Here is a 26742-nt window from a genome sequence, read left to right on the forward strand (position 1 = left end):
AATCCCAGTCCGATTCTGAACGGTAAGAAATTGCTCTAGCGCAAGGCGGCCGCGATATTGCCGCCGTCGACAGTGGTCACGTTGGCGGTAGTGCTTTCCGCGCAGGCGAGGTCGAAGAAGGCGCGGGCCACATCCTCCGCCGTGACTTCGCGGTGCAGCAGGTTGCCGCCCATATAATCCTCAACGGAAAGGCCGCGCGCGGCGGCGCGGCTTTCAATCATGGCGTCATCGAGCAGGCCGGAGCGGATGCGGTCGGCATTGACGGCGTTGGAGCGGATGCCGTCCTTGCCGTGTTCCAGCGCATATTGACGCGACAGGAAAAGGGTTGCCGCCTTGGCAAGCCCGTAGGCGCCGAAATCCGCGCCGGGATTGACGGCCTGCTTGCTGGCGTTGAACAACAGTGCGCCGCCCGTGCCTTGCGCCTGCATGATCCGGACCGCCTCCTGCGCCACGATCTGGTGGGCGAAGAAATTCAGTTCGAAGCTCTTGCGCAGCACCGCATCGTCAAGGGTTGCGATCGGCCCCTGGAAGGCCGCGCCGGCATTGGACACCACGATATCGACGCCGCCGAAACGTGACACGGCCGCCGCAAAGCCGGCCTTGACCGAAGCGCGATCGGTGACGTCCATCGCCACGCCGATCGCGCTATTGCCGGCCGCGCGCGCCACTTCTTCGGCGCGCCCGCCGTCGAGATCGGCAATCACCACATGAGCACCCTCGGCGGCGAACAGCCGGGCGACCGCCGCACCGATCGCGCCGCCGCCGCCGGTGACCAGCGCCACTTGGCCGGAGAGCGGTTTCGGCTTGTTGCCGGCCAGTTTTGCCTGCTCCAGCGACCAGTATTCCAGATCGAACAGATCCTGGCGACTGACTGGCTCGAACCGCCCGACCATTTCCGCGTCGCGCGCCGCCTCGATCCACATCTCACCGAGATCGGCGGCGATCTTCGCCTCCTTGGCGCTGCGCCCGTGCCCGAAGAGGCCGACACCCGGCACCAGGGTGAGGCGCGGCATGGCGTCGAGCATAGTCCGGTCAACATCGTCGCGGTCGTTGTTCTCGTTGAAGTAGCGCGTATAGGCCTCGGCATAGCGGTCCACCGCCGCAGTCGTGGCGGCGGCAAAGCCAGAGAGATCATCCGCGCGCGGGGCGGGCAGCACCATCGGCCCGGTCTTGATCCGGATCGAGAGGTCCGGCGTGGAGACGCCGCGTTCGGCCATATCGGCGAGTTCGCCGGCGTTGACGAAGTCCATGATCGCGGGCAAGGTCCGGAAATCATTGACCATCCGTCCGAAACGCTTGCCCTTCTGCCTGATCGCCACCGCCCCGCGCAGGATCGGCGCAATCATGTCTGCGCTTGCGATGCCGTCCGGCAGGCTAACGGGGTGGAAGGCCGGTCTGCCCTCGCGCCGGACATAGTCTTCCGCGCGCGAGACATAGTCGATCATCAGGTCATAGGCCTCCTTCGCGGTCTCGGCGAAGGTGAAGATGCCGTGCTTGTCGAGGATCAGCGCCTCGGCGTCCGGCTTTGCCTCGAACGCCTCGGCGGAGGCCTTGGCGAGCGCGAAGCCAGGCATGATGTAGGGCACGAAGGCAAACCGGTCGCCGAAAGCCGCATTCGCAAGGCGACGGCTTTCGGCCTGATCGACGATTGCCAGCACCGCTGTGGAATGGGTGTGGTTGACGAATTTCTGCGGCAGGAAGGCGTGTAGCAGGGTTTCGACCGAGGGATTGGGTGAGGCTGGGTCGATCAGATTGGCGCGCTGGAGCGTGACCATGTCCTCGTCCGACAGCTTGTCGAAGGCCCGCGCCTTCCGCAGTGGGCGAAGCTTGACGGCCGGCAGCCCCGCCGGCTCAATGGTCGCCATGTCCCAACCGCTGCCCTTGACGCAAAGCACGTCGAAACGTTCGCCGACGAGGTCGCTCGCTTCAGTCTTGACCGAGGTATTGCCGCCGCCATGGAGCACCAGCCGAGATTCCCCGCCGAGAAGACGTGTCGTGTAGGTGCAAAGCGCGAGGTCCTCATTGACGCCGTTTGCGCCATAGCGTTCAACCGCCGCCTTGGCCGCGGCATCGTTCCAGAGATTTTCCATCGGTCATCCTCCCTGGGGCCGTTTGACCCCGGTCTTTACAAATGTGTATCCAGTGACGGCGTTCAGGCTTTCCAGGCATCCATGAGCTGTTCGCCCATGGACCGTGTCACCACGAGGTGGGACACGAAGCCGCCCCTGAGCGCCGCCTTCAGCGCCTCGAATTTCTCTGCTTCCTGCACCACCATCAGCCGCTTGGGAATCTGGCGCACCGTGTCGAGATCGGCGGATATGCAGCGGCGATTATGCTCGCAATCCATGATCGCGCCGTCGCGGTCGATCACCTGTCCGGCAATCACGCCGGCCGCGCCCTGTTCACCAAGCGCCTCGATCGCTTCCGCCGACAGCGCACCGCATTTCACCAGATGGCTGTCCGGTGCTATCCCGCCGACGGAGTACAGCACCAGATCGCACTCGCCGATCATCGCCATCTGCTGATGGATGATTTCCTCATTGCGCAGCTGGGCGCAGAGCGCCTCGGTGCTCAGCACCAGCGGCGCGTAGAAGTTGATGCCCTCGGCATTCAGCCGACGGGCGATTTCGGTGGTACACTGGTCCGGGCGGTAGTTATACGGCGCGCCGAGATTGCCGCAGAGCTGGATCACGGTGACGCCCTGCAGATCGGCGAACGGCATGGCGTCGGCGATGTGATAGACGGTCCGCCCCCAGGCAACGCCAACCTTGTCGCCCTTGTTGATCAGCCCCTGGAACACCGCTGCGGCCACGACCGGCATTTCGGTCTCCGGGTCGAGCGCCTGACGGTCCTCGGGCACGATCCAGACCGCGTCCATCCCCAACGCATCCTCCATCTCCCGCGCCAGAACATCATCGGCGAAAAGCTCGGTCGAGGTGGAGATGGTGACGATGCCCATTTCGCGGGCACGACGCAGATACATGGCGACCGAGGCGCGCGATATGTCGAGCTGTTTTGCCACCTCATCCTGGCGCAGGCCATGGGTGTAATAGAGCCAGGCGGCTTTGTGGAGAATGCGGTCGCTCGGTCGGATCAGCATGAGTATCTCATCGTGGTCTGGACATTATCCATGTCGGGTGAAAAAAGTGAATTTGCCCGCTTCGCTTCCGCGCCGCAAGAAGAGCCTCCTACCCCGCCCTGACCGTTTCGCCGAGGCGTCTGCAAGCATCCACCAGTGTTTCCCGTTCGCGGATCAGCGCCCCGCCGATCAGATAGATGACGTCCCGCCCGTAGGCCGCCCGCATTTCCGGAACGCGTTCGAATGTCATGCCGCCGCCGGGCGCGGGCAGGATCGATTTCAGTGTCGAAAACTCCTGCGCGCAGCCATCGACAATCGACAGGCATTCCTCCCGCGAAAAGCCGAAACGGCCGCCGAAATTGGGGTAGACCGCAGCATCCACGCCCATCAGGCGCTGCAGCGTTCCGTAATAGAAGCGGTGGGAAAAGCCGCAATCGCCGCCCACCACATTGGCGCCGGAAAAGGCCGGGTGCGAGATCACCGGCAGGCCGAAATCAGGGTCTTCCGCCAATTGCAGCGCGACATCGTAGCCCGCGAGCGCCGGGGCGAGCATCACGCCGCCGGCACCCTTTTCCTTCGCCTCGTAGGCGCGCTCGATTGTCTGGCCGCGCTGCGCGGTGATGTTGGGAATGAACCGGGTGTTGAAGCCGGTTTTGGCGTTGGCCTCGCCGATTGCCTCGACGCAGGCAGCAAGCCGTTCGGAAAAGGGCGAGGTCTTCTGGTCCACAAGCCCGTGATCGTCCTTGACGAAATCCATGCCGCCGCACGCGAAATCGCCTGCAAGCCGGGCGAGCTCCGACGTGGAGAGGCCGACCGGCTTGATCGCAGACATCAACAGCGGGCCGCCGGAAACGCCTGCCAGCTGGTAAAGCCCGTCGCGCCCGAAACGCGGACCCGGCGTGATCGCGTCAAGCCCGGCGCAGGGCTTCATCCAGACAAGGCGGGTTTTCGACAGGATCGAGGAATTGCCGAACAGCACGTTCAGAAGCTGAAGAAAATCGCCGCCGACATCATCGAAACTGTAGGAAATCTCGGCAACATAACCGCCGTCGGTTGCCTCAAGCGCTTCCAGCCGACCGAGGATTTCATCCTCGACATAGCCGGCGGGCACGATATCCCGCGGGATCTCGACGGTCTGCTCGACCGTGATGTTGAGCGCGCGCTGTTTCGCGGTCTCGTAGTCAGCATCAGAAATCAGATAGCCCGCCGAAAACCGGTTCGCCATCAGAGCGCCTCCGCCTTTTCGGCCGAATGGACCGCGTCAAGGCGCACCGCCTCAAGCGCATCGTCGGTGATGTCGAGCTCGTGGTCGAGCACATCCTCGATCGCGCGGACCAGGGCAATGGCGTCCAGCCCGTACTTTTTCATCAGATAGGGCTTGGAAGCGCCATGGGCGAAGGTATCGTTCAGGCCGAGGCGACGAAGCTTCACGCCAAGCCCTTCCTCCGCGATGATCTCTGCCGCGATCGTGCCGAGACCGCCGGTGATGATATGATTTTCGAGCGTGACCACGCCCTTCTTGCCGCGTGCGGCCTCGATGAAGGTGTCGCGTTCGAAAGGCTTCAGCGTTGAGGCATGGAGGTGATGGACGCCAACGCCCTTTCCCGATAGCGCTGCCGTGGCGCGCAGAGCCTCCTCGGTGCACACGCCGGATGTCAGCACGAGCACATCGTCACCCTTGCTGAGCGTACGGAGCTTGTTGAACGCAAACGGGGTCGCAAACAGCCGCGGCACCTGGCCGCGCAGCACCCGCACATAGACCGGGCCGTCAATGCTGTCGGCAACTTCGAGAATGGTTTCAACCTCGGTCGCGTCGCCGGCTTCCAGCACCGTCATGTTGGGGATGGCACGCATCACGGCGATATCCTCGATTGCCTGATGGGTGATGCCGCCAGGGGTGGTAATGCCGGGCAGAAAGCCCATCATCCGCACCTTGCGGTTGGAATAGGCGATCGAGTTGATGAGCTGGTCATAGGGGCGGCGATAGAGGAACACCGCAAAGGTGTGGATAAAGGGCCGGTAGCCCTGCATGGCCAGCCCGCCGGCGAAGGAAAGCATGTTCTGCTCGGCCATGCCCATGGACAGGAACTGTTCGGGATGGCGGTCGCGAAAGCCGTCGACCTCGCAGGACGAGGTGAGGTCGGCCGAAAGGCACATCACCTCGGGCCGCGCGGTCGCGAAGGTTTCGAACGCCGTGGCGTAGGGTCTGTTGACGATGTCCACCATGATCAGGCCTCTTCGATTTCATTGAGGTCAACGCCAAGCTCGACCGCCAGCGCGTCGCGCATCTCGATGCGCTCGTCTGCGCTCTTGAAGCGCACGTAATGCAGGCGCGGGAAGCGTTTCTTCAGGAAGTCCATGCCCTGGAAAGGCGAGGTATTGGCAAGGATCACCAGCGGCTTTCCGGCCTCCGCGCTGTCGGCGGCCTTGCGCATCGCCTCAAGATCATGCCCGTCGATCGAGCGGCAGGTCGCGCCGAAGGCGGCAATCCGTTCCGGCAGGTCGTAGAGTTCTTGCACCGATGACATGGCCCCGTCGCATTGCTGACGGTTGACGTCGACGATGACGCGGATGTTGTCGATCTCGTGGTGGCGCATGGCGGAGATGCACTCCCAGGTCTGGCCTTCCTGGAACTCGCCGTCGGACATATAGACCCAGACCTTGCCCTTCTCGCCCGCGCGCTTGCGGGCGAAGGCGACGCCGGAGGCCATGGAAAGCCCCTGCGCCAGCGAGCCGGTGGTGACCTCCATGCCGGGGCTGTGCTCGGCCCCGATCATCTCCACCGAGCCGCCATCCTTGTTGAAGTGGTCGAGCGCGTTCTCGTCCATCCGACCGACCTCGATCAGCGCCGAATAGATCACCAGCGCATAATGGGCGGGCGAGACGAAGAAGCGGTCATAGTCCGGCGCGAACGGGCCGTGATAGCCCGCGCCCGTGAAGGCATCCGGGTTGTGGGCCGACGGCACGCCGGCGAAGGGCTTGGGAACCGACGGCAGGGTCGGCGCGCCGAGATGCAGCGCCTCGTTATAAAGAAAGGCGAGGCTTTCGGCCGCAGAACAGGCCTGGCTCAGATAGCCGCCATTATTGCGCATCGTATGCAGGAACACCCGCTTGCGGATGCCGTGCGCGATATCCTCGGTGGTTTTTTCGTTGGTCAGGGACATGGGATCAGTTCTCTTGTTCAAAGAGGCGCGCAAGGCCTGAGGCCGATGCCTCCGCAACGCCGCGTTCGGTGATCAGGCCGGTGACGAGGCGGGCGGGGGTGACGTCGAAGGCGGGGTTTCGGGCGGGCGTGCCTTTCGGCGATACGCGCACCGAGATGATTTCGCCCGCCGCGTTTTCGCCCTGGACGAAGCTCACCTCGTCGCTGCTGCGCTCCTCGATCGGAATTTCGGCGACGCCGTCATTCACCGTCCAGTCGATCGTGGGCGAGGGCAAGGCGACATAGAACGGCACGCCGTTATCCTTCGCCGCCAGCGCCTTCAGATAGGTGCCGATCTTGTTGCAGACATCGCCCGAGGCTGTAGTGCGGTCGGTGCCGACAATCACCATGTCGATCTCGCCATGCTGCATCAGATGGCCGCCCGCATTGTCCACGATCAGGTCATGCGGCACGCCATGGCCGTCCATTTCCCAGGCGGTGAGATAGGCGCCCTGATTGCGCGGCCGGGTTTCGTCGACGAAGACATGGACCGGAATGCCGGCCTCCATCGCCAGATAGATCGGCGCGGTCGCCGTGCCGTAATCGACGGTGGCAAGCCAGCCGGCATTGCAGTGGGTGAGGATGTTGACCGGCTCGCCCGGCTTCTTCTTCGCTGCGATCTCCTTGATGATTTCCAGCCCGTGGCGGCCGATCGCGCGGTTCAGCTCCACATCCTCATCGGCGATCTCGGCGGCACGGCGATAGGCTGCCTCCGCGCGCTCGTCGGTCGCGACGTTCGAGAGCGTGTGCCGCATCTCGTCGAGCGCCCATTTGAGATTGATGGCTGTCGGCCGCGTTGCGTGCAGCTTCTCGGAGGTCGCATTGAGATTTGCGTCCGAGGGGTCATCCGCCATGGCGATCGCGATGCCATAGGCCGCCGTCACGCCGATCAGAGGCGCGCCGCGCACCCACATGTCGGCAATCGCCGTGGCGATCTCGTCAACCGTAGACAGGGTTACGACACGGAAATCATGCGGCAGCCAGCGCTGATCGATGATCTCCACGGAACGGCCATCCTCGTGCGGCCAGATCGTGCGGTAGTGTTTATCGCTAACCTTCATGGGGCGCTCTCCTCTTCCAGCCGGCTGGCCAGTCTTTCCAGTGCATCAAGGCTGCTGATATGGCGGCGGTTGACCGCGATGTGGCGTCCGAATTCGAGCGCTGCGGTCTCGCACCGCGCCTTTTGTGCGCGGTCCGCAATGGTCTCGAAATCGGCATTATGGGCGAGGCCCAGAATACGGCGATGGATTTCCAGCCCGGCAAAGCCCAGCATGTCCTCGAACAGCGCATGCAGGAACCGCTCCAGCGCCTGTTCCGCGCCGAGCCTATCGCCCTGATCCTCATAGAGCGCGCGCTGGAACAGAATGCCGGTGCGCTCCTCGCGCCACAGCCGCGAAAACTCGTCGCGGAAGACGGTCCATGTGCCTGTGATCGTGTCCAGCAGATGACGCCGCATATCCTCGCGCGCGCCGTTCTGTTCGTGACCGCGTTGCGAGAAGAAGCCCATCCAGTAATTGGCGAGCAGCATGCCGACATCGAAGGCCATCGGGCCGTAATAGGCGAATTCGGGGTCGATCACCCGCGTCTCGTCCTCGGTGACCATGATCGAGCCGGTATGGAGGTCACCATGCAGCATGGTCTCGGCGCGGGTGACGAAGGCGAGCTTCATTTCCTGCGCCGTCACCTTCAGGTCGCGATCGGCGCGCAGCCTAGCCACGATGCCGTCGAGCTCCGGCGTCGTGTGGCTGTTCATCTCGGCGTCGTAATAAGGATCGGTGAAGACCAGCGCCTCGGTGATGTCGCAAAGCGCGTCATTGCCGGCAAAAAGCGCCATGTCTTTCTTGCGGGCGGCCGCTTCCATGGAAAGGTCGGAGCCGCGGAACAGGGTGCGCGCCATGAACAGGCCGAGATCTTCGGCGAGCCGGTGCAGTACCTGCCCTTCGATCAGCGCCTTTCTCAGAATGATGTGCGGGCTCAGGAATTCCTGAACTATGATCGCTTGCCGCTCATCGAAATAAAAGACTTCAGGCACGCTTCCCGGCGCGCGTTCGGCCTGGCGGATGAGGGCGTTATACTCGAAGAAGGAGCGCGTCAGCGGCAGCGGCCAGCCTTCGCCCACAAGGCGGACATAGGGCAGCGCCTGCTTGACGATCATGCTTTTGCCGCCGCCCTCGACGATGAAGACGAGGTTCAGATTGCCGTCGCCGACCTCCCGGACCTGCCAGCCCGAGGGCGGTCCCAGCTTGTCCGTCAGAATTCCGAGTGAACCCAGCCGTGACGGCAGGGTTTCGGGCTCAAGTGCCGCAAAGGCCTCTTCCAGCGCCATAGACATCCTCCCAAATGCGCCCCGGCGGTTTGCGCTCGCGGGGCTTTTTCAGCACGGTAGCGCCGCGATCTGTCATTTGTCAACACTAATGACATTTGCTATTTTTATTTTCTGGCAAATGTCATTGCTGTTGACATTTGACGATTTCCGCTTCTAGGATGATGGCGGGAGGAAATGAATTTCATGACCGCAGTGTTCCGCATAGACGGGCTGCGCAAGGCGTTCGGGCCGATCCAGGTGCTGGATGGCGTCGATCTGCGCTTGCGCTCCGGAGAAGTGACCGTGCTGATGGGAGCCAACGGTGCCGGCAAATCCACGCTGGTGCGCACCGTCACGGGTCTCTATCGCCCTGACAGCGGCACCATCACGCTGGCCGGTAAGCCGTTTACCCCCGCTACCCCCGCTGAAGCCATTCGCGCCGGCGTCGTCACCGTGCACCAGAACATCAATGACGGCGTTGCCGCCGATCTCGATGTCGCGACCAATCTCGTGCTCGACCGGCTGACCGGGCGTGGCGCTTCGGTGTTCTTCAATCCTTACAGGATTCGCAAACAGGCCCGTGTCGTCGCCGAAGCCATGGGGCTTTCGCTCGATCTTTCCGCACAGGTCTCCGACCTGTCGCTGGCCGACCGCCAGATGGTGGCGATTGCCCGCGCCATGGCCCATAAGCCGCGCGTTCTCATTCTTGATGAGCCGACCTCGTCGCTCTCGAGCGCTGAAGCCGATCGCCTCTTTGCCCTGCTTGACAGATTGCGCGCCGATGGCGTTGCGATCCTCTATATCTCGCACCGCATGTCGGATATCCGGCGGCTGGCCGATACCATCGTGGCGCTGCGCGATGGCCGGATCTCCGGCGTATTCGAGGGCCCGGAGCTGGATTACAAGGGCGCTGTCGACGCCATGCTCGGCCGCACCATCAGCCATGGCCATGTGGACGTGCGCGATGGCGGGACCGAGGTTTTTTCCGCAACAGACCTCCAGATTGCCCCCGGCAAAAAGCCGTTCTCGATGACGCTGCGCGAGGGCGAAATCGTGGCTGTCACCGGCCTTGTCGGCGTCGGCAAGACCGTGCTGGCGGAAACGTTGTTCGGCGCGCGCCGGCCCCATGGCGGGCAGATGTCGCTGGAAGGCAGGGCCTATGCGCCGAAAAATCCGGGCGCTGCCATTGGAAGCGGCGTGTTTCTGGTCGCCAAGGACCGCGCCGTCAGCGGCATCGTGCCGGACTTCAACATCTACGAAAACATCAGCCTGCCGTTCCTGAAGCGCCTGTCATCCTTCGGGATCATGAGCCGATCGCGCGAAAAGGCGCAGGCGCGCGATCAGATTTCGGGCCTCAACGTTGTCTGCCGCACGGAGCGCGATGCCATGCAAACGCTATCGGGCGGCAACCAGCAGAAGGTGATGGTCGGACGCTGGCTGAGCCATGACGCGCGGTTGCTGATCCTCGACGAGCCGTTTCAGGGCGTCGACATCGCCGCCCGGCGCGATATCGCGTCGACCCTCAGGCAGTCGACCGGCGGCCGGGCCACGCTGGTCTTCCTGACCGAACTCGACGAGGCGTTCGAGATTGCTGACCGCATTCTGGTGATGTCCGAACACACGATAGTCGGCGAGCACAGAAACCTCGAAGTCGACCTTGATACACTTCTCGCCCAGATCGCCGGGCGTCTGGAAATGGTGAGCCAATGACCAACGAAGAAAACGCACTCGCCCAGAATTCCGCCGTTGCGAAGCCGGAACACAAAGGCCGTCGTTCGGGCAATGTCCGCGCGCTGGCAATCCGTTATGGCTTTCTGGCGCTGCTGCTTGCGCTGGTGCTGATCTTCTCGATCGCCGCTCCGGGCTTTGCCTCGCCGCAGAGCGCGGTCTTCATCCTGCAATCGGTATCGATCACCGGCATCCTGGCGCTCGGCGTCACGGCAACGCTGGTGGTTGGCGGCTTCGACCTCTCGATCGGCTCGGTCGCGACCACGGCGTTGATGGCGTCTTCCTATGTCATGGTGGTCATGGGCGGCAACGCGTTTGAAGCTGTTGCCGTCTGCCTCGTGATCGGCGGATTGATCGGTCTTGTGAACGGCATTCTGATCGTCTATGGCCGCGTTCCCGATCTGCTCGCCACGCTCGGCATGATGTTTCTGCTGCTTGGCCTGCAGCGCATTCCGACGGAAGGGCGTTCGATTGCCACCGGCATGACGCTGCCGGATGGCTCGCAGGCCGAGGGCGCTTTCAGCGCTGCCTTTCTGGCGCTCGGTCGTCACCGCTTCGATTTCATCCTGCCCAATCTCGTGCCGGTCTCGGTCGTGGTGCTGATCGTTCTGGCGATCGCGATCTGGCTGTTTCTGGAGTTCACTCGGTTTGGCCGGATGATGTATGCCGTTGGCTCCAATGAGCGCGCGGCAGCCCTCGCCGGCGCGCCGGTAAACGGCTACAAGATCCTCGCCTATGTGATCTCTGCCGAGTTCGCCTCGATCGGCGGCATTCTGCTGGCCGCCCGGCTCGGTCGCGGCGATATCGCCTCGGGCAACAATCTTCTGCTCGATGCCGTGGCCGCGGCGCTGATCGGCTTTGCCGTGCTCGGCGCAGCAAAGCCCAATGCCTTCGGCACGGCCATCGGTGCGCTGTTCGTCGGCATTCTGCTGCAGGGGCTGACGATGATGAACGCGCCCTATTACACCCAGGATTTCGTGAAGGGCGCTGTGCTGGTGATCGCGCTGGTCTTCACCTTCGCGCTCTCGACGCGGCATAAGCACTGAACATGAACGGGCGGTTTTTTGCCGCCCGTCGACAGGACCGATACTGGCGCCGGTATCGGGCACTGCGGGAGGAGGCGCAAGCGATCTCAAATCTGGATCTCAGACGTGGAGGAATGAGAAAATGAAAATCACACGCAGACTGTTCAACACCATGGCGGCTGGCGCAATGCTTTCCGCCGCAGCCATGCCGGCCATGGCCGCCGATATGCCGGCGCCCTTCGACAAGCCGGAAGATGTCACCATCGCGCTGGTGCGCTATCTGTCGACCGGCGACTTCTTCCAGTCCTATCTGGCTGGCGTCGAAGCCCAGTCGAAGGCGCTCGGCCTCAATCTTCGCGTGCTCGACAGCCGCCAGGATGCCGCCCTTCAGGCCGACATGGTCGATCAGGCGATCGCGCTTGGCGTCGATGGTATCATTATTCAGCACGGCCTGACGGAAAGCATGCGCGAAGCCGCCCAGCGCGCCGTTGATGCCGGCATCGATGTCGTTGCCTTCGACGTGAATGTCGAAAACGACGCCATCCCGCAGATCGAGCAGTCGGACCATGATCTCGCCCGTCTGGCGCTGGAACAGGCAATCGAGGACAATGGCGACAGCTTTACCGCCGGCTATGTCTATGTCGCAGGCATCGCGCCGCTCGACCGCCGTGACGAGGTCTGGCAGGAATTCAAGGAAAAATATCCGGGCATCGACGAAGTTGCCACTTTCGGCACGCTCGACAATCCGATCGCCAACTCCGTTGCCAACCAGGCCCGCTCGGTGCTGTCGGCCAACCCGAACATCACCGTCATGTTCGCGCCCTATGACGAATTCGCCAAGGGCGTGAAGATCGCCGTCGACGAGGCCGGCATGTCGGATGCGATCAAGATCTATTCGGCCGACGTCTCGACGTCGGATATTGCCGCCATGCGCGAGCCCGGCAGCGCATGGGTTGCGACGGCCGCCACCAATCCGGCTGTCGTCGGCGAGGTTTCGGTGCGGGCGCTCGCAATGATGCTCGCCGGCGAAGACCCCGGCCACAACGTCATCGTGCCGCCGACGCTGATCACCCAGCAGGCTCTGCTCGATGACGACATCAAGAACATGCAGGAACTCAGCGAGAAACTGCCGGCCTTCGCCCACGCCGATGTCGCCACGCCCGACTGGATGCCGCTGCCCTCCAAGCAGTAGGTCGAGATTCTCCTAAGCGCATCAGGCGGCTACCGCCTGAAGAACGCTGCGAAGCGAACCCCGGCGACCTGCCGGGGCTCTGTTTGTTGATTGCCACTGAGAACATGACCCGACGTGGCCTTATATTTCCATTCTCTCGGTGGAAACGCCGGGTCATGTATGGATGCCCTCGATTGCGCAAGAAGTTTGTTGAACGATTTGGACTTGTGATCGGGTGCGGTCATGTATCAGGCCTTTAACGCGGCAAATCACTGACCGCTGGCCGGTATGGAGCTATGCGGATCTGGCGCAAATCAGTTCTGCGAGCTGCTGGCTCTCTGACCCGTATTCCTTTCCAGATCCTCTCTCACCGTATCCTTGTCCTTACCGTTCGCTGACCTCCTCACACTCCCGACGCTCTGACCCTGCTGGTTTACCTTCGTGCTTGCACTTAGCCAGCAGGCAGGGCCGGAGTTCTGTAATCCTCGTTCTTTGTCATCATCGCCCAGATTGACCGGGCCATCTTGTTGGCCAAAGCGATCGCAACCAGCATGCGCGGTTTGCGCGACAACATCCGACCCAGCCAGGAGCTTTCCGGAACGCCTTTGCGTCCCGCCCAGCGGATCACGGTCATCGCACCGATGATCAGCAGTCGCCGAATATCGCGTTGCCCCATCTTCGATGTTCGGCCCAGAACCTGTTTTCCACCACTTGAATGTTGGCGTGGAACCAGCCCCAGCCAGGCCGCAAAATCGCGCCCCCGCTTGAAGGTACTCATCGTTGGAGCAAAAGCGACTATCGCCATGGCGGTAACGGGCCCGATACCTGGCATGGTCATGAGCCGGACGGTGCTTTGCGACCGGGTCGCTTCGAGCTTGAGCACCTTCTCGAGCGCATCAATCTTTTCGGAAAGCACCTCGATCTGGTCAAGGTAAAGCCGTGCCGTTACCTTCTTGCGAAACGCAACGGTGCCATCTGCCCGAGCCCCGTGGAGTTGAAAGACCCGCTTTGCAAGGTCCACGCCAACAATGCTAACTTCGTTCATGGATGCTCTCTCCTTCCAGTGACGTTGCAAACATCACTTTGGCACATTGCGATGCCGTCGGGAGGGGCCATCCACTCCATCAGTTCTCAGTGGCAATCAACACCGTTTTGTTTTTTCACAAAAATCGAGCACTTTTGATTCATCAAGGCTCCTCGCACGCCGGGGGTAAAATTCCCTTTGAACCGGAAAGCGGATGAAGTTCATGGCTGGACGCCCAAGAAAAGCCGAAGCGGAAAAGAGCAAACAGAGGGAAGTGTGGACGACAGATTGTCGTTGGGCGGAGATCCGTCACGAGGCAAAGGCTGCGGGAATGACGATTTCAGCCTATCTCTGCCAGAGGCGTACTGACCGCCCGATCAGCGCCAGGCAGGGATTGCTGATCATCGAGACCTTGCAAGGTATCCGGGATCGGCAGGACCATCTGGTCGATGTGATTGATAGGAACGGCGGGAATGCTGAAGTGCTCCAGGCGCTTCTCCGACTTGAGCGCGCCTATGATCGTGTCGTTGACGGCTTGGTGTTCCGATGATCCTGGGATGGTCGCCGCATAGCGGAGCGGATCTGCGGAGCAATCTGATGGCAGCGATCCGGTATCTGATCGCGCAGCGCGTAACCAAGGATATGAACGGGCAGCGCCTTTCTGTTCTCCGCGACCCTGCGCCGGAAGTCCTGATCAGTGACCCGCGGCTCGTGCTGGCTGCGATGCAGCTTCTGGAGACCAAGCATCGTTATTCGGTCGCGACCCTGTCCTTTGATCGCAGCGATATTGATGTCGCCGCATTCAATGCCGGTGATGCCGCCTCGCGAATGCAGGTTGGCCAGACATTGAACCTCTTCTTCCATGTGGCCTATGCCGGGCTGCCGCAGAGAGCCTGCTTTCATCCGCTTGTCGGCACGCACACGCATACCGGCCGACTGGAGGTGAACATCATGCTGCCGCGGGCGGTTTTGAAAGCAGATGGTAGCCCGCGCGCCTATAACGCCAATCCACCCGGGCGGGTCAGCCGCAGCCTTTGGGATTCCTTTCGTGATACGGTCAATGGCCGTTTCGGGTGGGCAGACCCTCTTTCGCCGCTGCGAAAGCGCGATTTCGCAATGACCGACAGGCAGCTAAAGCAAAGACGCGAGGCCGAGCGGAATGGCAATGATCCTGGCGCCGATATGCGTGACAGGATCATCGAGATTGCCGCAGCCCACCTTGATTATACCCGCATATTTTCGCGGGAAATGCTTCTTGATGCGATTGCGCCGGAGCTGTCTGAGCTCGGCATTCGCGTTAAACGCAAGAATCTTCGTACGACAACGTTCACAGGACCCGGCCTGGAGCGTGATATCCGGTTGTCCGGCTATGCCTTTTCAGATCTCTTTCGCGAGGAAGACCCGCGACATAGCCTGTCGATGGGCGAGCGTCTGATCGAAAGAGCGGACGAGCTCCGGCGGGCGCCATCACTTTTGGCCGTGGGAATGGAAAGGCGTGCGGCGCTCAATCGGTCCCGTTACCACTATCCGGATACGGTGCTGGAACGACCCGGTGATATTCTGAGCGGACCGGGACTTTCACTGCCGGCCTGCCATCAGGGCCATCTGGCGCTTTCCGGCGCCTTGTTCAGGCACAGGTCTAAAAGAACCGCAAACCATATCTGGACAGAGCGGGACGGCGAGACAGCGCCATGGTCGGAAGAGCTCCGGATATCGAGCGACCTCGATATTCATCAATCACCGTTGTCCGCAGACGCCAGATCAGCGGGAACGAACAAGATCACGCGTCGGATCGGAGAGCTGTTCAGGTGCCTGCTCGGCCGCCTGATTGAACGACAGGCGTCTCACCTTTTGGCGAAGTCGCTTTTGCGCCTTGATCAGGCACGGTGGAGATCCCTCGAAAAACGATTGGAGTCAATGAATGGAAAAGAGGAAGGAAGCGCAGGTGAACTGGGAGGAGCTCGGTCGGGACATCAAGCGCCTGACCGCGCTGATCGACCCGTTGGAAATGCTTTTGATGCAGGAGAAAAATCCGGATATCTCGGCCCGGATCGAGCGGTTCATAGACCAGATCCAGCGCGTGGCGGACCAGATGGATCGCGCGGTGACGGCGCTGGAGGCCGATCAGGAAACGCGGCGGAAAGTGAAGCATATCGAGACGCACATCCTGGCGCAGGCACAAGATATATCGGCAATAAGGAACGATCTTTCAAAGGTGTTGACGGCGCTGGGCCAGCCGCTGGGAACATAACAGAATTTCCAACACGGGCAGAGTTGATCCGGAGAGTGGCGGATGCAGCGGCACAGCGCGGTCAACCCATGCCGCGTGTCAGTTTCGTTGTTTATCAAGGCCAGGAGATGCTTCGTGGACAGACCCTCGACGGCCACTTCCTATATGATGGAAGCCGTGTGTTGGACATCGACCGCGACGGTCTTGTGCGTGAGTTGCGAGCTGGGGCAGCGGAGAAGGAAACGCCTTTCGAGGATGGTGATCCCGATCCCGCGCCTGACTTGCCGGAATTGTGATCTCGGTGCTCGTTGTCGATGCTGAACGCGCCGGTGCCAAATGGCGCGTCATGTGTCCGTCCTCTGACCTGCTGTTCTTTATGGAGAATCCTGAGTTTTGGCTGGTCTTGTTGTGGCAGTTTGCCTTGTTGCGTTCCGTTTGGCCTGCGGCTCTTTGATGATCTCTTCCAGTATGCCGGTACCCGGCGTGATGTTCTCGAGCATTTTCTCGAGACGTTTACCGACCAGTTCGCGATCCTTAATCAGCGCTTTGGCCATCGCTTCCAGCTCGGAATGATGGCGCTGGAGGATCCTGGTTGCCAGCGTCTCCGCGTTCAGGAGACGCTGCTGGACACGCTGTCTCTGGGCGGGGTCATGAAGTGCAAGTCCGTCCGCATCACCGCGCCAGACCGGACCATAGGCGCCAAGCCCCATTTGATGGTCGATCTGCAGGGCCATGTTCGTGGCTCGGGCCAGATCTGACTGCCGGCTGCCACCCGCACCTGCCGAAATCTCGCCGAGGACGAGACGCTCCGCCGCCCGCCCGGCCATCAGGCACGCGATCCCAGCGTGGACATCACGCAGCAGGGATTGATTGCGACGGTTCTGCGTCACGGTTTCGCCGCCGAGCGGTTCCAGCATGATGCGCGTGACCGGGCCGAGCGCGAGCGCGGTGGCGACGATGGCATGGCCGCACTCGTGCAGTGCGATGCGCCAATCGAGCGCCTGATCGGCCTCAGTGTGGGAATAGCCGACAAGCGTGCGGAGGTCTTGGAACTCAAGCGCCCTGTTCTGGCTGCGTGCGATCGACTTTGCCTGTCTGACGGCGGCATCCACATCGGCACAGGTCATGCCGATTGCGGCTCGCGCCAGGTCATCGATATCTGACAATGAGAATTCCGCCGGAAGCCGGGATTTCAGAATGCCCGCAATCTCGGCCTTTCCAGGCAGCGGGACCTGAACCTTGCGGTCGAAGCGTCCGGGACGCAGGATGGCGGGATCAAGGCCGGCGATGTCATTGCAGGCGCCGATCAGGAGAACACCCTCCTCGCGCATCAGCAGATCGATCTGCTCAAGAACGGCGTTGATGACCTGCCGCCTGTATGAACTGTTATGATTATCCGTGTCGTAGCGGCTGCCGGCGGCGTCGACCTCATCGATGAACAAAATCGAGGGTTTCTTTGCAATCGCCCCCGCGAACGACCGGCGCATGGCCGCCAGCATGTCCCCGAGATGCCCGGCGCTCTGCCACTCGGCAAAGGAGCCCTGAACGAAAGAAATCCCGGCGCTTGCGCCCATGGCGCGGGCCACCCATGTTTTTCCGCTTCCTGGAGGACCGTGGAGAATCATTGACCGCGTCAGTTCCGACCATTCGCACGTGCCCTCCTTCCATGCGGCGAGGTCGGCGACCAACTGCCGCGCCGCCTGCAGGGCCGGACTGTTGCCGTCCATATCCTCCAGTCGAGGACCGTCCGGTTTTTCCGGCTTCGATGATTTCTCCGTTGCCGATGACAGCCGGTCCACAACCGCGCGCGCCGTTGGCGCACGCAGTGCAGCGGACAGGACCGAGCCAGGCAGTTCCGTGAGCGCCTTTTCATCCGGCAGCCGCTCAAGTAAGGCGGCGTGGTCTTTTCCATCGGCAAGCCCGTGGCTGTAACGCAGATGTTCGCCAAAGATTGGCCGACTCAGTGGCGCGATCGGCACTGGCGCAGGCAGGGCTCGTTTCAGATCAGGCGGGAACTCGCACCCTCTGGGAACGAGGACGAACAGACGATCAGGAAGCGATAGAGCAGTGCGGATGTCGGACCCGAAAATATTGAGTACACGTTCAGCAACCCGCCCATTGGTGATCTCGGGAGCAAGCAGACAAAGCGCGTTCGGCTCGCCTTTGAGCATCCTCGCCTCGGAGGCAACAATCCATCCGGGTGGCATGACGATCAGTGTCAGGAGATCCTGCGCGAGGGCCACTTCCTGCGGCTCGATATTCCCTAACACGACGACCGAACTGGCCGCGCCAAAGCAGGCGATGAACGCATCCTCGCTGCCAAAAGTGGCTGCAAGTTTCAGTGCCAACGAGAGCGTCGGGTGCGGAATCGGCTGCATTGGCGAGGGGCCGTCCTCCTCAGACATGGAAATATCAAGCGCATCGCCGTCGAAATCAGGGTAACCGGTGAAGTCGCCTTCATCGCTTTCCTCGTCGACATAGGATGGGGCGCGCTTGTTGAGAAAATCCAGCAAACCTGGCTGCGCATGCTCTTGTGTTCTATGCGGGCCAACGCTGTTCCACTTGTTGACCGAGCGGCCAGGGTAGCGATCCAGCTGCGGGTTTCGGCGGAGCCGGCGGATGAGCTCTTCGCCATAGGCGGCCCATGCGGGGCGTGGTGCTTGATCCGTCATGGCGGATCCTCCTTGTGATGGTTGCTCGTTGACCGAAGCAAGATGAAAGCTGAGGACGGCGATGCGCTGTCCGACAGTCCATTCCGAGCGGGACTACGGTTACTTTGGCGCTTGCCGGTTCTTATTCCGGATGTTCAGCATCGGGTCCCGGAAAGGCCTCGTTCCGAAACGCCAGGCGGTATCCGGAACGGCGGGTGACGGCGACCCAACACAATGCTGTTCTGGAATAACATTCCAGAAATTTCCCCGTATCCGGTTTTCGGAACCGGAATACGGGCGTTTTGAAACCATTCCTGGAAAACTGTTCCAGAATGGCATGTCTATCCGGAAGATCTCGGCTTTCCTGACCGTGGCGAAGTTTGCTGGTTTGCGGTTGCCGCTTTGAGATGCGTGAGCACATGCGGGAGTATGTCTGCCCGATAGATTTCCGTTTTGACGTTGATCCAGTCTGCGAGTTCGTTACAGGGGATGACCGAATCCGGAAAGCGCTGCTTCAGTTTGGCGTGCAGGGCCTTTTCCGTTTTCTGGGCGATATGGCCGGTCGGCATGGCAAACCGATACAGGACACTGGCCTCAACGGAACCCGGAATGCCCAACTGATAGCGCAAGCGGCTTTCCGGATCGCGCGAATAGCCAAGCTTGATGAAGCTGCCCTTGTGTGGCACTTCAAACGCGAGAACATAGATCTCGCTCGGTGCTGCCGACCAGCATGTGCCGCATTGCTCGCATCCGAAGCGGCCGGTGATGATGTTGGCGATAGCGATCCTCTGGGTGTGACCGCAGCTATCGTGCCTGTAGGAACGGTAGTTCGCATTGCCTTCCGGATCTGGTCCAAGCAGTGTCCATCCCTGAGCGGCAGCATCGGAGCTCAGTCGGGCCGCGTAGCAGGTCGGGCAGTGGAAGCCCGCTCTGCCGGCGGCCGTTCCCTCGCGCGCAAGTCGCTCGACGCGGCCGATTTGCAAGCGCGCGGCATGGCCGCATGGTAGTCGGTAATGTCCATATTTGTGGTGCATCTCGTCGCGCTCGAGCAGTGTGAAACCGCATTTGGCGGCATCCTGCAAACGGCGGGTCTCAAGGCAACCGCCGCAAATGGGTTGGGCTGTTCGCAGCACATAAGCTTTCTGGACCGTATCGGCGCCGCATTCCCGGCATCGAAGGACAACATGATTGCGATCACGGACGCGATCGACAATTAAAAAGCCTTTGGCTGCAGCGATGTCCTGCCATTGCGGCGGAACCGGACCGGGATAGGTGCGCCGCCACTCGCTGTCCGGCACATGCCGTGATCGATGTGGGATGTGCAGGCGTCGCCGGGATTGGCTGGACGCTGAATTGCGTTTGCCAGATGTCTGGCGACCTTGTCTTTTTGACATGATTGTTCCTCCTGATTGCAGGATGAAGGGGAGCGCGCACCGGGCCGACCTGGTGCGATGCTTGATCTCTTGATGGAATAGTCGCGGTCGCCACTTCCAACCGGCAATGATGGTGGCCGGAAGGGCGCGACAGGACAGGCCTGGCACGCATGGCGGAAGCCGGAATGCGTGCCGCAAAGGAAGCGGTGTCAGGATCTGGAAAAACCGACAGGCCTGTGCCGACTCCGAAGCGCGGCTATCCGGAAAACGTTGGTTCCGTATTCAGGGAAGGCTCGTTTACGGCATCATTGGCTTCCCGGAACAGCTCCAGTGTCTGCAACGCCTCGACCAGGCAAGTGCCTTGCTGCACGAGCCGGAATGCCCGCTGTCCCTCGAATGTCTTTGCGGTGAACTGCAGCAGGTCGGGCAGGCAGACCGCCTTGACGCGCGCAATTGCCGCTTCATTCGCGGTTTGCGCACTGATGAGCCCGGACAGGATCCCCGTGAAATGCAGCAACACGCCATCACCCTCGCAGCACTTCGGCAGAAGCTGCAGGGCGGCAACCGTATCTGTCAGCCGGTCCAGTGCGTTTTCCGCGTCATGCAGCCAGGCAGCACAGGCGGGATCAAAGACCCGGGCGACCCCGTCGATCTCGTGCTCGGTTTCAATGAAAACCTCGAGACGCAACAGCATGGCCGCAAAAAGCAGTGAAATCGGAGAGCTGGTGAGTGTTGATGGAGAGTATAAGTCTTCATCCGCCGCATGCGGCGTGATAGGAGCGTGAATAGCCATGATAACCTCTACACAGGTTTGAGTGGTCAGAGCGTTGGTCGAGGGGTGCAACCCTTGCCAGCGCTCGTTTTTTATGCCATTACGCGACTCTGATGTCAACATCAAAAGGTGAAAAAGTGATGGCTCCACCCAGAAAAGACAATATTCCGCTGACACTGCGTGTCTCTCAGGAACTGCTGCGGCTGATTGACGACCGACGTCGCGAGGAAGAGGACATACCGACCAGACCGGAGATGGTTCGTCGGATATTACAGGACTATTTTGACAAGGGGCCGGTAACGTCCCGCCACCACATTTATCGACCTTGACGTGTCGTTCGGGGTGTACGAACAGAATGATGCTCAAGCATCCTGCGTCAGAAACCCGAACAACGACAGGGCGGTATTCTCGTCGAGCGACGTCGCCAGCCGGATGATCCGTTTTCCGTGTCGCATGTTGATCCGGTAGTTGATCGACGCCCCCATGCGCGCGCCAAGGCCGATGATCCGGGAGGTCGTGTCGGCGGCCGTCACCATCGACAGTGCGGCGGTCATGCCGGCAGGCCCGCTGCCCGCCACGACGAAGCCCGGCACAATGCCGCCCGATGCGAATGTCTGCCCCTTCATGTGCGGATTGTCGATGAAGATCTCGCCGATCTCCTGGTAGGGATAGAGTTTGCCGTCCCGCTGCAATCCGGATGGCAGCAGCCGGAATGCGAATCGCGCGCTTTTCAGTCTGTTGATCCCCCACAGGACCGCAACGTTGATGAACACACCCAACGGATAGCCGGCGCTCTCCGGCAGGAAGCCGAGCGGGCCGTTCACCAGATAGAAGGCGGTGGGCATTGCCAGGAACAAAAGCGGGCAGAACATCAGGATCATTCGCCCGATCGAGAGCCCGGCGCCCTTGCCGGTGATGAGAAGGCCATCGCCTTGCTCCTCGACCTGGAAACCGCGATCGAACGTTGCCGCGTTTGTCATGAGAGACTCCTTGCAGATGCCGGCAGCGGGCCGACCGAGTATGGAAACCGGAATGAAGTGAGAGGTCAAAGCCCGTGCCGGGCAAAGACCGGCGGCAGGCTGTCGGCATCGGCGCCATAGACATGCGGCGTGCCATCCACCGAATGAACGATCACCACGGATCCGTCGGATGTCTGCACCGCGACGGACGTGAATTCGCTGCCGCAGACATGCGCCCGGCATCCGCCATGGACATACCAGCCGTCCTTCTCTTCGAAACCACCGGCGCTGACTGCCGATGCCCGCTGCAGCGCCTCGATATCGGCATTGCCGATGACAGCCTTGATTGCCAGGAGGAACCTGTCATCCTCAAAGATCTCGTAGGCCGTCAGACCTTCCATATCGCCGGACAGGATGCGGTGACCGGCAAGGTCGGCGGAAGCCGGAGCCGGGACCGCTAAGTCCCGCGGCGCAAGCGTGAAGATCAGCGGCATACGGTCCTCGGCGCCATCGACGGCATAAAGCGTGATCTCATGGTTGATGGTACCGCCCTGCCAGGGATCGGTCGGGCGGATATATTCCGGCGATCCTCCCATGTCATCGCCGAGGATGTAGCGCGCCGCGACTGCGTGTCCGGACGAGAAATGCTGCCCGCCCGTATCGCCCCGCAGCCATTCCGGATGATAGGCAATCTCGACATCCGAGCGCAGAAAGGCATCGACATTGTCGCCGAGCATCGCCTCGATGGCGGCGACATGGTCTGCCCCGGGCAGGTCGACAACGCCTTCAGCCCGCGTCAGTTTCCAGTCACCCTCGATCCTGTCGAAGATGAGAACCCCGCAGGCATCCGCGAGATGCGGTGTGCCGCTCAGTGATGAACTTATTACGTTCAACGGTTAAGGGAAGGATGCGGGCTTGAATTCCGGCTGCGGGCTCACTTCAGGCGAGGCTGCGCTCGCGTCTGAGCGCCCATCTCGCAGATCGACAACTGCGATCTTTTTGACGAATACCTCGTAAATCTCTGGATTTCCTCTTGTTTGCGCCCACAGCATTTGCTACCGTTCGAAACTGAGCGATGTTGAATCTATTCTTATCATCACCTTTGCATCCAACAAGGCGCCCCATTGGCAGTCCTTGTGCGGTAGCCTGAGAAAATCCCAAGCAAGATGACGAGCAAGCGCACCAAGCTGCAGGAGGACACGTATTTTCGCGTGCTTCGCCTTCTGCAAGAGAGCCCGGAAATGTCCCAGCGTGACCTGGCGGCAGCTGTTGGAGTGAGCGTTGGAGGTATGCATTACGTGCTGAATGCTCTGATTGAAAAAGGGCTGATTAAACTAGGAAATTTCACTGCGGCAGAGGACAAACGGCGCTACGCGTACATTTTGACACCGAGGGGCATCGCCGAGAAAGCCGCCATCACCAAGCGGTTTCTCGAGCGTAAGATCGAAGAGTACGATGCTCTGAAAGCCGAGATCGAGGCGCTTCGGGACGAGCTGGGCGATGATTTGGTGCCGCATGGCACTGGTCGCAATGGTTGATCGCTTTTCTGCAAGTTGGGTTGAACTGATTTGAAAATAGCAATCATTGGAACTGGTTACGTCGGCCTTGTGTCCGGCGTATGCCTCTCTGACTTTGGCCACACTGTCGTGTGTGTCGATAAGTCTGAAGCGGAGATTGCCCAACTGAATTCTGGTGAGGTGTCGATTTATAAACCGGGCCTAGATGTTCTGCTCGCCAAGAACGCTGCGGCTGGTCGGTTGTCGTTCACGACCAGTCTTGCTGATACGGTCGATGGTGCGGAGGCCGTGTTCATTGCCGTCGGCACCCCATCCCGTCGCGACGATGGATACGCGGATCTCTCCTATGTGTTTGCCGCCGCCGAGGAAGTCGCCAAAGCGCTGACTGGCTACGCTGTCGTCGTCACAAAATCGACGGTGCCAGTCGGGACGAACCGAAAAGTTGCTGACATCATTCGCATTGCAGGGCATGAGGTTGAGTTCGATGTGGCGTCGAACCCGGAATTCCTGCGCGAGGGTGCAGCGATCGAGGACTTCACGCGACCCGATTGCATGGTGATCGGCGTCGAAGCCGAGCGCGCGAAGGAGATCATGGCGCAAATTTACCGCCCCCTCTTCTCGCAGGGCTATCGCATATGATCGATTGCTGCGATGAGATAGTCGTCGTTCCATGCGCATTTTCTGATGCGGTGGCTTATGGGGACTTTGTCGTTGTCTGCCAGTTTCAGGATGTTTCTGACGATGCGGTTGACGAGCGCGATGTTGGCTGGAGCGTGGTCCTTTCGGGCTCGGCTCTGATTTTCCCTGAGATGCACATCGAGGATCCAGTGCAGACCGTTTTCGACCTGCCAAAGCGCTCGCGCCAGATCGAGGGCGTCTTTCGGGGACAGTACGGTGGAGGTCATGAACAGGTGCGTCTTCGCCGCCGCGTCATCGCAACGACTGGTGACACGGTTGAAGGCCTTGTGGCCATCCATCAGCGGCATGTCGGCTGCGATCACCTCAGCTTTTCGCCACTCGTTGCGGCCATGGCTCACCTCTTCCCGGATGACGCTTTGCGCGTGTCCATGGGCAAGCGCCTGCCTGGCCTGTTGCTGCCTGTGGCGCCGGTTTCCCTTCAGCGCCAGCAGGTAGTCGCCGCCCCGCCTGGTGACTGCCGCCGCCATATCCTTATGGCAGTGAAGCGCATCGGCCGTGACCAATCTGTCCGTCAGATCAAGGAGTTCGATCACTTCGAGGGCCGCGGTAATCTCGTTGCCGCCGCTTTTGGGCGCTGCCGCAGCCAGGCACAGCCGCGTGTCTGCGGCAAAGGCGGAGACCGTCAGCGGCGGGGCGGCCTGAAGCCCCGTTTGATAGCCCCGCCGCAATGCCTTTCCGTCAAGCGCCACCCCCTCGCGGCGCGCCCGCGCAAAGGCTGCCGCAAAGGTCGCGAAGGCGCGTGCGAAAGCATCCGGATCCATCAGCCGCAGGAGGCGCAATGATGGGGTGGGGCCTATGTCGCCGGCCAGCTGGTCAAGGCGATGTTGAAACGCCGCCTTCATGTCGATGGCGTGCGGGTGCTGATCCTTGGGCTGACCTTCAAGGAGAACTGTCCCGACCTGCGCAACCCCCGCGTGGTCGCCGTCGTGGCTGAGTTGCGCGACTACGGCGTGCAGGTGGATGTGCACGATCCTTGGGTCGATACGGCGGAGGCGCAGAAGGAATACGGGATCGCGCTGCTCGATACGCCGAAGCCAAACGCCTATGACGGTATCGTCCTGGCCGGGGCGCACGACAGCTATAGAGAAGTTGGCCCTAGCGCGTTGCGCGGCTATGGACGCACCGGTCACGTGTTCTGTGATCTGAAAAGCGACTTTGCATCTGAAGACAGCGATCTGAGGCTATGATGGATCTCGACACATGGAAAAAGGCCTGGGCGTTGCTTGATGCGCGCGAGCGCCGCAATGCGTGGATCACGCTCGCTGTCGTCATCCTCGGTGCGCTGTCATCGGCCCTGATGGTAGGATCGGTCTTGCCGTTCCTGTCGGTGCTGTCCGATCCCGGCAGGATCGAGCGTGTTTCGGCTTTGAATTGGGCCTACAAGACTTTCGGCTTCGACGGGGATTACGCCTTTCTGGTCGCGCTGGGTGGTGCTTCTTTCGCCGTGATCGTGATGACGAGCCTAATACAGATTGGAAAGACCTATGTGGTGGCGCGCTTTGCCATGATGCGTGTTCACTCCATTAGTCACCGTCTTTTGATTGCCTATCTGCGTCAGCCTTACCCCTTCTTTCTTAACCGGCATACTGGTGAGATGAGCACAAGGGTGTTGGCGGAGTCGGAGCAATTGGTTGTGCAGTTTCTGCGTCCCGCTGCGGAACTCATTGCCTCGATGCTCACCGTCATCGCTATCGTCAGTCTGCTTATGTGGGTAGATCCAATCATCGCAGTTATCGCGTTCGGTGTCTTGGGCGGCGTTTATGGTGCGGTCTATGTGTTCAGCCGCCGCATCCTGAAAGGCTACGGACGTGCGCGCGCTGCGGCCAACAGCGAGCGGTTCCGGATTGCCAACGAGGCGCTTGGCGGAATCAAGGATATAAAGTTGCTTGGCCGGGAATGGTCTTATGCAGCCCGATATGCCAATCCATCGCAGCGCATGGCGCGCGCGATCGTGGGGGTACAGGTACTTTCGCAAGTGCCGCAATTCGCGCTGCAGGCTGTTGCATTCGGCGGCGTCATACTGCTCTGCATCGTGCTGATGGATGCAGAAGGCCTTGCCTCAGGCGCAGCGCTCGGAGGTATACTGCCGATTCTAGGCGTTTTCGCCTTTGCAGGCCAGCGTCTGATGCCGGAACTCGGGAAGCTTTACCAGTCTCTAGCGCAACTTCAGGCTGGAAGCGCCGCCGTGGAAGTCGTCCATGACGACTTGATGGGTAAGGCCGGGTCGGGCAGTCTGCCGCAGCTTATCCCGGCGGCACTCGGCTTCAAGAAGCGTCTTGAGTTCCGACGAATCTCCTACCGTTATCCCAATGCCGAACTTGCTGGGTTGAAGGATGTCTCGTTCGATATCCGTGCGGGTGAGCGGATCGGCGTTGTCGGCAGCACGGGGGCGGGCAAGACGACGCTGGCGGATCTAGTGCTGGGCCTGCTGACACCAGAGGAGGGGCGCATTTTGGTCGACGGGACAGAGATCACCCCCGACAACCTGCGGGCTTGGCAGCAAACTGTCGGCTATGTGCCGCAGGACATCTTTCTCACCGATGGGAGTATTTCCGAAAACATCGCTCTTGGCGTGCCGCCGCAGGAAATCGACGACGCACGCGTACGCCGCGCATCCGAGATCGCCCGCATCGATGCGTTCATCCGTGAAGAACTGCCTGACGGCTATGCCACAACCATAGGCGAGCGCGGCGTGCGCCTTTCGGGCGGACAGCGCCAACGCATCGGGATCGCGCGCGCGCTTTACCACGATGCCGAACTAATCGTTTTTGACGAAGCCACGAGCGCGCTCGACAATCTCACCGAGTTCGAGGTCATGGCCGCTATCGACGCACTTCCCGGTGACAAGACAGTGCTTATGATTGCGCACCGGTTGAGCACGTTGAAACACTGCGACCAGATTATCGTTCTGGACAAGGGGTGGCTAGTGGGCTGTGACACGTGGGAGGCACTGATGGAGAACAATCCGGCTTTTCAGAAAATTGCCACGGTCACCGACGCTGCCTGA

General features: G+C 61.0%; 21 protein-coding genes and 2 pseudogenes. 9 read left to right on the forward strand and 14 right to left on the reverse strand.

Annotated features, from left to right (window positions below):
* Positions 1 to 35: 35 nt before the first annotated feature.
* From K7H91_RS21485 to mtnK, 7 genes are all read right to left on the reverse strand, one after another.
* Positions 36 to 2090, reverse strand: coding sequence for a bifunctional aldolase/short-chain dehydrogenase (locus K7H91_RS21485; protein ID WP_230722252.1), 2055 nt, complete (start codon positions 2088 to 2090; stop codon positions 36 to 38).
* Between the two features lie 62 nt (positions 2091 to 2152).
* Positions 2153 to 3100 carry a sugar-binding transcriptional regulator gene (locus K7H91_RS21490; RefSeq protein ID WP_230722253.1) on the reverse strand — a complete coding sequence of 316 codons (948 nt, stop codon included), beginning with the start codon at positions 3098 to 3100 and terminating at the stop codon, positions 2153 to 2155.
* Positions 3101 to 3188: 88 nt separating this feature from the next.
* Complete coding sequence (locus K7H91_RS21495; protein WP_230722254.1) at positions 3189 to 4304, reverse strand: RuBisCO large subunit C-terminal-like domain-containing protein; 1116 nt, start codon at positions 4302 to 4304, stop codon at positions 3189 to 3191.
* Positions 4304 to 5305, reverse strand: a complete 1002-nt coding sequence (locus K7H91_RS21500) for a transketolase family protein (RefSeq protein WP_230722255.1) — start codon at positions 5303 to 5305, stop codon at positions 4304 to 4306. The genes K7H91_RS21495 and K7H91_RS21500 overlap by 1 nt, the downstream gene beginning before the upstream one ends.
* Positions 5306 to 5307: 2 nt before the next feature.
* On the reverse strand, positions 5308 to 6243 hold the full coding sequence (locus tag K7H91_RS21505) for a transketolase (protein WP_230722256.1): 936 nt from the start codon (positions 6241 to 6243) through the stop codon (positions 5308 to 5310).
* Positions 6244 to 6247: 4 nt separating this feature from the next.
* Positions 6248 to 7342, reverse strand: coding sequence for an S-methyl-5-thioribose-1-phosphate isomerase (mtnA, locus tag K7H91_RS21510; RefSeq protein WP_230722257.1), 1095 nt, complete (start codon positions 7340 to 7342; stop codon positions 6248 to 6250).
* A complete protein-coding gene (gene mtnK / locus K7H91_RS21515) occupies positions 7339 to 8607 on the reverse strand; it encodes an S-methyl-5-thioribose kinase (protein ID WP_230722258.1) in 1269 nt (422 codons plus the stop codon). The genes mtnA and mtnK overlap by 4 nt, the downstream gene beginning before the upstream one ends.
* A 174-nt stretch (positions 8608 to 8781) precedes the next feature.
* Here mtnK and K7H91_RS21520 point away from each other — a divergent pair, with 174 nt between their 5' ends.
* The 3 genes from K7H91_RS21520 (at position 8782) to K7H91_RS21530 (ending at position 12531) form a co-directional block, all read left to right on the forward strand.
* On the forward strand, positions 8782 to 10296 hold the full coding sequence (locus tag K7H91_RS21520) for a sugar ABC transporter ATP-binding protein (protein ID WP_419197510.1): 1515 nt from the start codon (positions 8782 to 8784) through the stop codon (positions 10294 to 10296).
* Entirely contained in the window at positions 10293 to 11360 is a 1068-nt protein-coding gene (locus K7H91_RS21525) for an ABC transporter permease (protein ID WP_230722260.1), read from the forward strand. Before K7H91_RS21520 ends, K7H91_RS21525 begins: the two co-directional genes overlap by 4 nt.
* A gap of 121 nt (positions 11361 to 11481) precedes the next feature.
* Entirely contained in the window at positions 11482 to 12531 is a 1050-nt protein-coding gene (locus tag K7H91_RS21530) for a substrate-binding domain-containing protein (RefSeq protein WP_230722261.1), read from the forward strand.
* Positions 12532 to 12961: 430 nt separating this feature from the next.
* Here K7H91_RS21530 and K7H91_RS21535 read toward each other — a convergent pair.
* A pseudogene (locus tag K7H91_RS21535) lies at positions 12962 to 13564 on the reverse strand (IS110 family transposase); the annotation flags it as partial.
* Between the two features lie 184 nt (positions 13565 to 13748).
* On the opposite strand from K7H91_RS21535, the gene K7H91_RS21540 reads away from it, so the two are divergent.
* Both K7H91_RS21540 and K7H91_RS21545 read left to right on the forward strand, forming a co-directional pair.
* Complete coding sequence (locus K7H91_RS21540) at positions 13749 to 14084, forward strand: plasmid mobilization protein (RefSeq protein WP_230722262.1); 336 nt, start codon at positions 13749 to 13751, stop codon at positions 14082 to 14084.
* A 47-nt stretch (positions 14085 to 14131) separates the two neighbouring features.
* Positions 14132 to 16060, forward strand: a complete 1929-nt coding sequence (locus tag K7H91_RS21545) for a hypothetical protein (RefSeq protein ID WP_230722263.1) — start codon at positions 14132 to 14134, stop codon at positions 16058 to 16060.
* Between the two features lie 78 nt (positions 16061 to 16138).
* Here the strand turns inward: K7H91_RS21545 and K7H91_RS21550 are convergent, their stop codons facing one another.
* The 5 genes from K7H91_RS21550 to K7H91_RS21570 all read right to left on the reverse strand — a co-directional run bounded on the left by K7H91_RS21550 (position 16139) and on the right by K7H91_RS21570 (position 22412).
* A complete protein-coding gene (locus K7H91_RS21550; RefSeq protein WP_230722264.1) occupies positions 16139 to 18436 on the reverse strand; it encodes an AAA family ATPase in 2298 nt (765 codons plus the stop codon).
* A gap of 320 nt (positions 18437 to 18756) precedes the next feature.
* Positions 18757 to 19809 (reverse strand): GIY-YIG nuclease family protein, encoded by a 1053-nt coding sequence (locus K7H91_RS21555; RefSeq protein WP_230722265.1) that lies wholly within the window; start codon positions 19807 to 19809, stop codon positions 18757 to 18759.
* 235 nt (positions 19810 to 20044) lie between these two features.
* Positions 20045 to 20581: a hypothetical protein gene (locus tag K7H91_RS21560; protein ID WP_230722266.1), complete on the reverse strand. Its 537-nt coding sequence runs from the start codon at positions 20579 to 20581 to the stop codon at positions 20045 to 20047.
* A gap of 341 nt (positions 20582 to 20922) precedes the next feature.
* Positions 20923 to 21540, reverse strand: coding sequence for a hypothetical protein (locus K7H91_RS21565; protein WP_230722267.1), 618 nt, complete (start codon positions 21538 to 21540; stop codon positions 20923 to 20925).
* Between the two features lie 65 nt (positions 21541 to 21605).
* Positions 21606 to 22412, reverse strand: coding sequence for a hypothetical protein (locus tag K7H91_RS21570; RefSeq protein ID WP_230722268.1), 807 nt, complete (start codon positions 22410 to 22412; stop codon positions 21606 to 21608).
* Positions 22413 to 22685: 273 nt separating this feature from the next.
* Here K7H91_RS21570 and K7H91_RS21575 point away from each other — a divergent pair, with 273 nt between their 5' ends.
* A complete protein-coding gene (locus K7H91_RS21575) occupies positions 22686 to 23057 on the forward strand; it encodes a MarR family EPS-associated transcriptional regulator (protein ID WP_230722269.1) in 372 nt (123 codons plus the stop codon).
* Positions 23058 to 23087: 30 nt separating this feature from the next.
* A pseudogene (locus K7H91_RS21580) lies at positions 23088 to 23654 on the forward strand (nucleotide sugar dehydrogenase); the annotation flags it as partial.
* An 8-nt stretch (positions 23655 to 23662) separates the two neighbouring features.
* On the opposite strand, the gene K7H91_RS21585 reads toward K7H91_RS21580, so the two are convergent.
* Positions 23663 to 24577: an ISAs1 family transposase gene (locus K7H91_RS21585; RefSeq protein ID WP_230722270.1), complete on the reverse strand. Its 915-nt coding sequence runs from the start codon at positions 24575 to 24577 to the stop codon at positions 23663 to 23665.
* Here K7H91_RS21585 and K7H91_RS21590 point away from each other — a divergent pair.
* Both K7H91_RS21590 and K7H91_RS21595 read left to right on the forward strand, forming a co-directional pair.
* Positions 24557 to 24922 (forward strand): UDP binding domain-containing protein, encoded by a 366-nt coding sequence (locus tag K7H91_RS21590; RefSeq protein ID WP_230722271.1) that lies wholly within the window; start codon positions 24557 to 24559, stop codon positions 24920 to 24922. The two genes, K7H91_RS21585 and K7H91_RS21590, sit on opposite strands and share 21 nt — an antisense overlap.
* Entirely contained in the window at positions 24922 to 26742 is a 1821-nt protein-coding gene (locus tag K7H91_RS21595; RefSeq protein ID WP_230722272.1) for an ABC transporter ATP-binding protein, read from the forward strand. Before K7H91_RS21590 ends, K7H91_RS21595 begins: the two co-directional genes overlap by 1 nt.

The organism is Martelella mediterranea, from assembly GCF_021021415.1.
GTDB classification, from domain to species: domain Bacteria; phylum Pseudomonadota; class Alphaproteobacteria; order Rhizobiales; family Rhizobiaceae; genus Martelella; species Martelella mediterranea_C.

What these genes read in the sequence shown, in the direction of transcription:
- K7H91_RS21485 (WP_230722252.1), bottom strand. Translation starts at nt 2,090, where the DNA reads ATGGAAAATCTCTGGAACGATGCCGCGGCCAAGGCGGCGGTTGAACGC.
- K7H91_RS21490 (WP_230722253.1), bottom strand. Translation starts at nt 3,100, where the DNA reads ATGCTGATCCGACCGAGCGACCGCATTCTCCACAAAGCCGCCTGGCTC.
- K7H91_RS21495 (WP_230722254.1), bottom strand. Translation starts at nt 4,304, where the DNA reads ATGGCGAACCGGTTTTCGGCGGGCTATCTGATTTCTGATGCTGACTAC.
- K7H91_RS21500 (WP_230722255.1), bottom strand. Translation starts at nt 5,305, where the DNA reads ATGGTGGACATCGTCAACAGACCCTACGCCACGGCGTTCGAAACCTTC.
- K7H91_RS21505 (WP_230722256.1), bottom strand. Translation starts at nt 6,243, where the DNA reads ATGTCCCTGACCAACGAAAAAACCACCGAGGATATCGCGCACGGCATC.
- mtnA (WP_230722257.1), bottom strand. Translation starts at nt 7,342, where the DNA reads ATGAAGGTTAGCGATAAACACTACCGCACGATCTGGCCGCACGAGGAT.
- mtnK (WP_230722258.1), bottom strand. Translation starts at nt 8,607, where the DNA reads ATGGCGCTGGAAGAGGCCTTTGCGGCACTTGAGCCCGAAACCCTGCCG.
- K7H91_RS21520 (WP_419197510.1), top strand. Translation starts at nt 8,782, where the DNA reads ATGAATTTCATGACCGCAGTGTTCCGCATAGACGGGCTGCGCAAGGCG.
- K7H91_RS21525 (WP_230722260.1), top strand. Translation starts at nt 10,293, where the DNA reads ATGACCAACGAAGAAAACGCACTCGCCCAGAATTCCGCCGTTGCGAAG.
- K7H91_RS21530 (WP_230722261.1), top strand. Translation starts at nt 11,482, where the DNA reads ATGAAAATCACACGCAGACTGTTCAACACCATGGCGGCTGGCGCAATG.
- K7H91_RS21540 (WP_230722262.1), top strand. Translation starts at nt 13,749, where the DNA reads ATGAAGTTCATGGCTGGACGCCCAAGAAAAGCCGAAGCGGAAAAGAGC.
- K7H91_RS21545 (WP_230722263.1), top strand. Translation starts at nt 14,132, where the DNA reads ATGGCAGCGATCCGGTATCTGATCGCGCAGCGCGTAACCAAGGATATG.
- K7H91_RS21550 (WP_230722264.1), bottom strand. Translation starts at nt 18,436, where the DNA reads ATGACGGATCAAGCACCACGCCCCGCATGGGCCGCCTATGGCGAAGAG.
- K7H91_RS21555 (WP_230722265.1), bottom strand. Translation starts at nt 19,809, where the DNA reads ATGTCAAAAAGACAAGGTCGCCAGACATCTGGCAAACGCAATTCAGCG.
- K7H91_RS21560 (WP_230722266.1), bottom strand. Translation starts at nt 20,581, where the DNA reads ATGGCTATTCACGCTCCTATCACGCCGCATGCGGCGGATGAAGACTTA.
- K7H91_RS21565 (WP_230722267.1), bottom strand. Translation starts at nt 21,540, where the DNA reads ATGACAAACGCGGCAACGTTCGATCGCGGTTTCCAGGTCGAGGAGCAA.
- K7H91_RS21575 (WP_230722269.1), top strand. Translation starts at nt 22,686, where the DNA reads ATGACGAGCAAGCGCACCAAGCTGCAGGAGGACACGTATTTTCGCGTG.
- K7H91_RS21590 (WP_230722271.1), top strand. Translation starts at nt 24,557, where the DNA reads ATGTTGAAACGCCGCCTTCATGTCGATGGCGTGCGGGTGCTGATCCTT.
- K7H91_RS21585 (WP_230722270.1), bottom strand. Translation starts at nt 24,577, where the DNA reads ATGAAGGCGGCGTTTCAACATCGCCTTGACCAGCTGGCCGGCGACATA.
- K7H91_RS21595 (WP_230722272.1), top strand. Translation starts at nt 24,922, where the DNA reads ATGGATCTCGACACATGGAAAAAGGCCTGGGCGTTGCTTGATGCGCGC.